Genomic DNA, 7,656 nt, shown 5'->3' on the forward strand with positions numbered 1-7,656 from the left:
ACGAAGCGATCAACTTCACAATCCCGGTGATCCGCAACCACCAGGACATGACCGTCGAGGCGGCCTGGTTCGACGAGGTCTACCGCCCGGCCACCGCCGAGGTGCCCGAGGTGCCCGCGCTCATCGTCGCGAGCCACGGCATCTACGCGTGGGGCGCCGACGTCGCCGCCGCCCGCCGCCACCTCGAGATCACGGAGTGGCTCCTGCGCTTCGCCGTCGCGACGCGCTGACCCGCCGCGCTGCGCCGCCGCCCGCCGTACTCGCCGTCGCCGTCGCCGCCGTCGCCGTCGCCGTCGATAAACGCTATTCCTGTCGAGACACACTCAGACGCGGCGTGTTTCAACAGGAACGGCGTTTATCGACGGAAGGGCACCGGATGCCGTAGCCTCGGCGCCCCGGCCCGGCGGCAGCGCCCCGGCCCCGGCTCGTCCCCGGCCGCAACCCCGGCCACAGCCCGACGTAAACGTCAGCCGAGCAGCGCCACCGTGCGCTCGGTGAGCACGCGCGGGTCGGCGTCCTCGAGGCGCGCGGTGCCGAGGGTTCGCGCGATGCGCAGCACCAGACGCGACGCGAGAGCCCGCTCGGGCTCGGGAAGCGTCTGCATATCGGCGACCTTCGAGAACCCGACGATGCGCCGCACGGCTTTGGCCGCGGCGTAGGCGGCGGCATCCGACCGCACCTGCGCCAGCGTGTGCTCGAGCACCTCGTCGCCGTACACGCGCGGGTCGACGCGGTCGGGCCAGCGACGGCGGAACTCCGCCTCGAACGCGTCGACGAGCTCGACGGGGAGCCGCAGGAGCGTCTCGGCGTCGGCGGCACGCCCGAGCACGTGCGCCCGCGCCGCGGCGATCACGAGATTCGCCCACACGGCGCCCAGGTCGAAGCCGGTGGGGCCATAAGTGCCGAACTCCGAGTCGAACGCCCGCACCGACGCCCCCTCCGCACGGACGAACACCGAACCCGTGTGCAGGTCGCCGTGCATCAGGCTCTGCGTGCTCTCCTGGAACCGCTGCTTCGCGAGCCCCATCTCGCGCACGAACGCACGATCCGCGCGGAGCTCGCGCACGTCCTCCTCGTTCGCGGCGAGCCAGCCGTTGTGCTCGTGGTCGACATACGGCTCGGTGAACACCAGGTCCTCGGTGATCTCGCTGAGCTCGGGGTTCGTCGCCTCGGCGATCCGGCGCCGCCGCTCCGGCCCCGGCGTCCCGAACACGCTCGTCGCGAAGCCGATCGCCCCGACGTACCGCCCCAGCTCGGCGGCGGCGTAGGGGTGCACGCGCCCCGCGATCAGCTCTCCGCGCCACACCGCGTGATCGCTGAGGTCCTCGATCGACAGCGCGAGGGCGTCGGAGTCGAAGCCGTAGAAGGCCGGCACGTGCGCGGGGTCGATCCGTTCGTGCGCCGCGAGGACGACCGCTTCGCGCGCCGCCCGCTCGCGCGTGAGCGGCCACGAGGGATCGACGCGGACGTGCGGGAGCGACTGCTTCACCACGACGCCGTGCCCGGCGGCATCCGTCACGATGAAGACGAGGTTCAGGTTCCCGTCGCCGACCTCGACGACCGAGACGATGGATGCCGGGTCCACCGGCCCCGCCAGGTGCGGGCGCTCGGCGAGGAACGCGGGGACGGACTCGACGGTCAACTGATCGGTCAGAAGAGTCATGATGCGGTGGTGCTCCCGGCGACGATGGTGGTCTTGCGGCGGCGGAACGTGAAGCTGAACAGCAGGGCGACCAGCAGCACGAGCCCCTTCCCGAAGTCTTGGATGTAGTACGGCAGCCCCATCATCGAGAAGCCCGTGACCATCACGGCGATGAGCACCGCGCCGAGCGCCGTGCCCCACGCGTTCGGCCGCCCGATGCCGAGCACCGAGACGCCCACGAGCGCGACCGCGACGGCATCCAGCAGGAGGCTGTTCCCGGCGGTGACGTCTCCCTGGCCGATGCGCGCGGCCAGCACGAGCCCCGCGATGGAGGCCAGGATGCCGCAGCCGATGTACGCCGCGGCCCGATAGACCTTCACGCGGATTCCGGCGAGGCGCGCAGCCTCGGGATTGGAGCCCACCGCGAACAGCGCGCGCCCCCAGCGCGTGCGGTCCAACACGAACCACAGCACGACCGTGAGCCCGAGGAAGAGCACGACGGGCACCGACACCGGCCCGATCGCACCGCGGTCGAACCACACGAAGTCGGGCGTGAAGCGTCCGGGGGCGGTCGTGCCGTCGTCGAGGGTCATCTGCGACGAGATGGACTTGCCGTCGACGATGATGAGCTTCAGTCCCACCACGGTGAACATCGTGGCGAGGGTCGCGAGCAGGTCGGGGATGCGCGCGAAGACGATGAGCGCGGCGTTGATCGCCCCGATGAGCGCCCCCGAGAGCAGCACGACGCCGACGGCGATCCCGCCCACCTGGTTGCCGATGACCATCGTCCACGCGGCGATCGACACGGCGAATCCCGCGTTCGCCCCGACCGAGAGGTCGAGGCCGCCCACGGTCATCGCGAGGGTCACACCGAGGCCGGCGATACCGATCGGGGCGATGAACTTCAGCATCCCGAAGACGTTCTCGGGGGTGGCGAAGGCCGGCTGGGTGAGGGCGAAGAACACGATGAGCAGCGCGGTCACGGCCACGAATCCCCACTTCGCGATGGCATCCACGATCCGGGAGCCGACGCTCGGTCGAGCGGGCGCGAGACCGGGCCGGGGGGAGGAGACGGTGGTCATGCGGTTTCCTTCCGGTGGCCGGGGTCGTCGAGCAGCGCCGCGACGATGCGTGCGCGGTCGAGCTGTCCGGCGGGGGTGTCGAGGGCGATGCGGCCCGAGACGAGGACGACGATCCGGTCGGCGACCTCGAGGATCTCGTCGACGTCGCTCGAGAGCACGATCACCGCGGCGCCGGTGGTCGCCCGCTCCCGCACGGCCGCGCCGATGCGTCGCCGAGCGCCGATGTCGACGCCGCGGAACGGCTCGTCGAGCACCGCGAGGCGCGGGTCGGTGCGCAGCCAGCGGCCGACCACGACCTTCTGCTGGTTGCCGCCCGAGAGGTCGTCGACCCGCGTCTCGATCGAGGGCGTGACGACGTCGTAGTCCGCGACCACGGCGTCCGCGGCCGCGCGTTCGCGGCCCGGGGCCATCACGCCGAAGCGCGACAGGGTCCGCAGCACCGGCAAGCCGACGGTGTGGGCGATCGACCACCCGGGCTGGATGCCCTGGCGCTGGCGGTCCTCGGGCACGAGCACGACGCCTGCGGCCTGGGCTGCGCCGGGATCGGCCGGGCGGTACGCGGTGCCATCGAGCCGCAGGCGCGCCTCGGCGTCCGCGCGCACGCCCGTCACGAGTTCGGCGAGCTCGGTCTTGCCCGCCCCGAGCAGGCCCAGGATGCCGGTGACCTGGCCGCCGTGCACACGCAGATCGAGCGGCTCGCTCCCGGGGAGGAGACGCGCGCCCTCGACGACGAGGGCCTCGGCGGCGGGGGGCAGCGGTTCCTCCACGTGCTGCTGGAGTTCGGTGGGCACGCCGAGCATCGCCTCGAGAGCCGCGTGCCAGTCGAACGGGCGCTCCGCCTCGAGCTCGATCCGGCCGTCGCGGAGCACCACGATCCGGTCGGCGAGCCGTTCGATCTCGCCGAAGCGGTGGCTGACGAACAGGATCGCGAGCCCCTCGTCGCGCAGAACCCGTAGGACGGCGAACAGACGGTCGGCCTCGGCGGCGGTGAGGGCAGAGGTGGGCTCGTCGAGGATCAGCAGACGCGGCGTCGAGCGCAGGGCGCGAGCGAGCACGACGAGCTGGGCGTCGGAGGTGCCCAGGCGCGCGGCATCCGCTCGAAGGACCTCATCGGACCACGACAGGCCGAGCCGCTCGAGGGCGGCGCGTGCCACGCGCTCCGCGGTGGCCCGGCGAACCAGACGGTGGCCGCCCTGCGAGAGGTCGGTGAGCCCGAGGTTGTCGGCGACGCTGAGCCCCGCGACGATCCCGTCCGCGATGCGCTGGTGCACGGTCTCGACACCGGCCCGCCGGGCGCGGGCGGGCGAGGTCAGGCGCAGCGCCTCTCCCCCGACCGCGATGTCGCCGGTGTAGGCCGCGTTCGCACCCGAGATCGCACCGATCAGGGTCGACTTGCCGGCGCCGTTCGTCCCGAGCAGCGCGGTGATCGTGCCGGGGTGCAGAGCGAGCGAGACGTCGCGGAGGACCTGATGGGTGCCGAAGCGTACGCCGACGCCGCTCAGGCGGACGACGGAGGTGTCGTCGGCCCCAGCGGCGTCGGCGGAGAGCGGTGAGGTCATCCCGAGATGGCGGGGAGCCAGTCGGCCACCACGGTGTCATTCAGCAGGAGCGAGGGCTCGGCCTCGCGCAGCTGGGCGACGTTGGTGATGCCCTTCTCGAGCAGGAAGTCGCGCGTGATCGTGATGGCGGGGAACTGCACGCTCGTCTCGTCGAGCTGACCGGCGAGCTTCAGCGCCAGTGCGCGCACGACGCCCGCGCCGACCGCCGAGGGATCGGTCGCGCTCGTGGCCACCCAGGGGCTGCCGTCGGCGGTCATGACCTCGATGTCGGCGTTCGAGATGTCGATGCCGTAGACCTTGACCTTGTCCTGCAGGTTGTTCTGCTGCACGGCCTGCACGACGCCCTTCGTGATCTCGTCGTAGGGGGCGAAGATCGCCTGGATCCCGGGGTTCGCCTTGAGGGCGGCGTCGATCAGCGGGATGTTGTCGGTCGCGGTCGACTCGGTGACCTTGCCGGTGAAGAACACCTGGTCGAGGTTGTGCTCGGCGACGACCTGGTCCCACACCTTCTTGCGGCGCTCGAGAGGCGCGAAGCCGTCGGTGCTGGCGAGTCCCACCTTGGCCCCGTCGCCCACGTCGGCGACGAGCTGGTCGAGCACGCCCTGCGCCATCGACGCGTCGGACTGCGAGGTCACGATGACGCCGGTGGGGTCGTTGAGCGCGAGGTCGTACACGATGACCGGGATGCCGGCGGCCACCGCGTCGTGCACGTGCGACTCGATCGTGTCGGTCTGGCCGTGGTCGACGATGATCGCGGCCGGCTTCGAGGCGATCGCCTGCTCGAGGTCGGACGCCTGCTTGGCGTTGTCGTTGCGGGCGTCGTAGACGGTGAGGTCGATGTTGATCGCGGCGGCCTGCGCCTTCGCGCCCGCCGTCCACGCGGTGAAGAAGTCACCGGCGCCGGACTGCTGCACGAGCGCGACCTTGACGGGGGCGCCGTCGAACGGCGCCGGCAGGTTCTCGACCTTCTGGACGGGAGCGGCCGAGGCCGCGGGAGCCGCGGTGTTCTGCTGCGCGCAGCCGGAGAGGGCGAGGGCGGCGATGCCGGCGGTCGCGAGGAGTGTCGCCCAGCGGTGGGATCGAACGGACACGGTGGTCCCCTTCGTCGAGGAGTCGGGTGCGAGGGTCCGCCCGGGTGCTGCGCCGGTCGGCCGTCGAGCAGTCAAGCAGCACCGACCGGGCGTCGGTTATTCGAGGTTGCACTTTGTTACACCGCCGCCCCGGATCACGCCGGAGAAGTGGGCATTCGGGGCGAATCGGCGAGAGAATCGGAACATTCCGCCCACATCGCGCCGAGAGGAGGAGCCGTGACGCTCCTGACCGTCTGGAAAGAGACCGACCCGAGCACGCCCGTGCTCGAGACCACCGACGAGGCCGAGATCCGCGAGGCGCTGGCCGAGCTCGGCGCGCGCTTCTCGCGCTGGGAGATCCGCGACGTTCCCTCCGGCGCGTCGCAGGACGACGTCCTCGCGCTGTACGCCGACGAGATCGGCGAGGTCAAGCAGCGCGAGGGCTACACACTCGTCGACGTCGTCGCCCTCGACCCCGCGCAGGAGAACTACGACGAGGTGAAGACCCCCTCGCGCCAGAAGTTCCTCTCCGAGCACCAGCACGACGACGACGAGGACCGCTACTTCGCCAAGGGCGCCGGTGTGTTCTACCTGCACGCCAACGAGAAGGTGCACGCGGTGTACTGCGAGGCGGGCGACCTCATCTCGGTGCCGGCCAACACCACCCACTGGTTCGACATGGGCACCGCGCCCCACTACGTCAGCGTGCGGTTCTTCCACGACGACGACGGCTGGGTCGGCCACTTCACCGGCAGCCCCATCGCCGAGTCGTTCGCGACGTTCGACCAGCTCGCCGAGCGCCGCGCGCAGCTGGCCTGACGGGCGGCGCGGGCTGCGGGCGCGGCCCGGCCCGGCCCGCGCCAGACCTCGCAGAAACGCCCGGTTCTCGCAGTTTCTCTCACGGATTCTGCGGCAACCGGGCGTTTCTGCGTGCGCGACGTCCGCCCCGCGGCACGGCCCAGGCGTTCCGCCCGCGCGCCGCACCGCCTGCGACGTCAGCCGAGACGCCGCAGCGACAGCGCCGCCCACGCGATGGGCGGGAGCGTCACGTGCAGGATGCCGTCGGCCACGCGGGTCTCGAGCGTCCGGGGCTGCACGCGCTCGGGGTCCTCGAGCGTGTTGCGCGCGTAGGGGTCGTCGTCGTGCAGCACGTGCGCCTCGACGATCTCGACGTCGCCCAGTCCGCTGATGTCGATCGCGAGGTCCACGGCGTCTTCGCGCCCGCGGTGCACGAGGAAGATCGCGCTCGCCCCGGTCTCGGCGTCGTGGGTCGCGACGGCGTCCACCGCCGGGACCGCTCCGAACTTCGCGGTCTCGATGAGCGGCGCGTCGACCTGCAGGCGCACGGCGTCGCCCTGTGCGAGGCGCGACGTGATCGCGAAGGGGAAGAACGTCGTCTGGCGCCAGGACGGTCCGCCGGGCTCGGTCATGATCGGGGCGATCACGTTGACGAGCTGGGCGAGGGAGGCGGATGCCACCCGGTCGGTGTGCGTGAGCAGCGAGATCAGGAGGCTGCCGAAGACCACGGCATCCAGAGCCGAGTACACGTCCTCGAGCAGGCGCGGGGCGACGGGCCAGTCGTCGATCGCGGTCGGCTTCACCGACGCGACCCGATCGATGTACCAGACGTTCCACTCGTCGAAGGAGATGTCGATCTTCTTCGCGCTGCCGCGCACAGCGCCGACGTGGTCGGCGGTCGCGACGACGGCCTCGATGAAGCGGTCCATGTCGACGGACGAGGCGAGGAACGAGTCGATGTCGCCGTCGTGCTCCTGGTAGTACGCGTGGCACGAGATCATGTCGACGTCGTCGTACGTGTGCTCCAGCACGACGCGCTCCCACTCGCCGAACGTCGGCATCTGCGCCCCCGACGACCCGCACACCACGAGCTCGATCGAGGGGTCGAGCTGGCGCATGCCCTTCGCGGTCTGCGAGGCGACCTTGCCGTAGTCGTCGGCCGAGCGGTGGCCGAGCTGCCACGGTCCGTCCATCTCGTTGCCGAGGCACCACACCTGCACGCCGAATGGCTCCGAACGGCCGTTGTCGATGCGCTGCTGCGACAGGGTCGTGCCCCCGGGCACGTTGCTGTACTCGAGCAGGTCGAGCGCCTCGAGCACGCCCCGGGTGCCGAGGTTGACGGCGAGCATCAGGTCGCTTCCGGCCTTGTCGAGCCAATCCGAGAACTCGTGAAGGCCGATCTCGTTCGTCTCGGTCGAGTGCCACGCGAGGTCGAGGCGGCGCGGGCGCTGCTCGCGCGGCCCCACGCTGTCCTCCCACCGGAAGCCCGAGACGAAGTTGCCGCC

7 protein-coding genes are annotated in these 7,656 nt (G+C 71.3%); 2 read left to right on the top strand and 5 right to left on the bottom strand.

What is annotated here, in order from left to right:
* On the top strand, positions 1-230 hold a 230-nt coding region (locus tag NS220_RS14150; protein WP_193755378.1), incomplete at its 5' end, for a class II aldolase/adducin family protein.
* Between the two features lie 236 nt (positions 231-466).
* On the opposite strand, the gene mtnK is transcribed toward NS220_RS14150, so the two are convergent.
* Genes mtnK through NS220_RS14170 form a run of 4 tightly spaced genes read right to left on the bottom strand, consistent with a single transcriptional unit; the run spans position 467 to position 5,374 of the window.
* Entirely contained in the window at positions 467-1,663 is a 1,197-nt protein-coding gene (gene mtnK, locus NS220_RS14155) for an S-methyl-5-thioribose kinase (RefSeq protein ID WP_058624679.1), read from the bottom strand.
* Positions 1,660-2,724, bottom strand: a complete 1,065-nt coding sequence (locus tag NS220_RS14160; protein ID WP_058624680.1) for an ABC transporter permease — start codon at positions 2,722-2,724, stop codon at positions 1,660-1,662. Before NS220_RS14160 ends, mtnK begins: the two co-directional genes overlap by 4 nt.
* Entirely contained in the window at positions 2,721-4,283 is a 1,563-nt protein-coding gene (locus NS220_RS14165; protein ID WP_058624681.1) for a sugar ABC transporter ATP-binding protein, read from the bottom strand. Before NS220_RS14165 ends, NS220_RS14160 begins: the two co-directional genes overlap by 4 nt.
* Complete coding sequence (locus NS220_RS14170) at positions 4,280-5,374, bottom strand: substrate-binding domain-containing protein (RefSeq protein WP_058624682.1); 1,095 nt, start codon at positions 5,372-5,374, stop codon at positions 4,280-4,282. Before NS220_RS14170 ends, NS220_RS14165 begins: the two co-directional genes overlap by 4 nt.
* 216 nt (positions 5,375-5,590) lie before the next feature.
* On the opposite strand from NS220_RS14170, the gene NS220_RS14175 reads away from it, so the two are divergent.
* Positions 5,591-6,172, top strand: coding sequence for a 1,2-dihydroxy-3-keto-5-methylthiopentene dioxygenase (locus NS220_RS14175; protein ID WP_058624683.1), 582 nt, complete (start codon positions 5,591-5,593; stop codon positions 6,170-6,172).
* A gap of 176 nt (positions 6,173-6,348) precedes the next feature.
* Here NS220_RS14175 and NS220_RS14180 read toward each other — a convergent pair.
* On the bottom strand, positions 6,349-7,656 hold a 1,308-nt coding region (locus tag NS220_RS14180), incomplete at its 5' end, for an alpha-N-arabinofuranosidase (RefSeq protein ID WP_058624684.1).

The sequence above is a fragment of the Microbacterium testaceum genome, from assembly GCF_001476655.1.
GTDB classification, from domain to species: Bacteria; Actinomycetota; Actinomycetes; order Actinomycetales; family Microbacteriaceae; genus Microbacterium; species Microbacterium testaceum_C.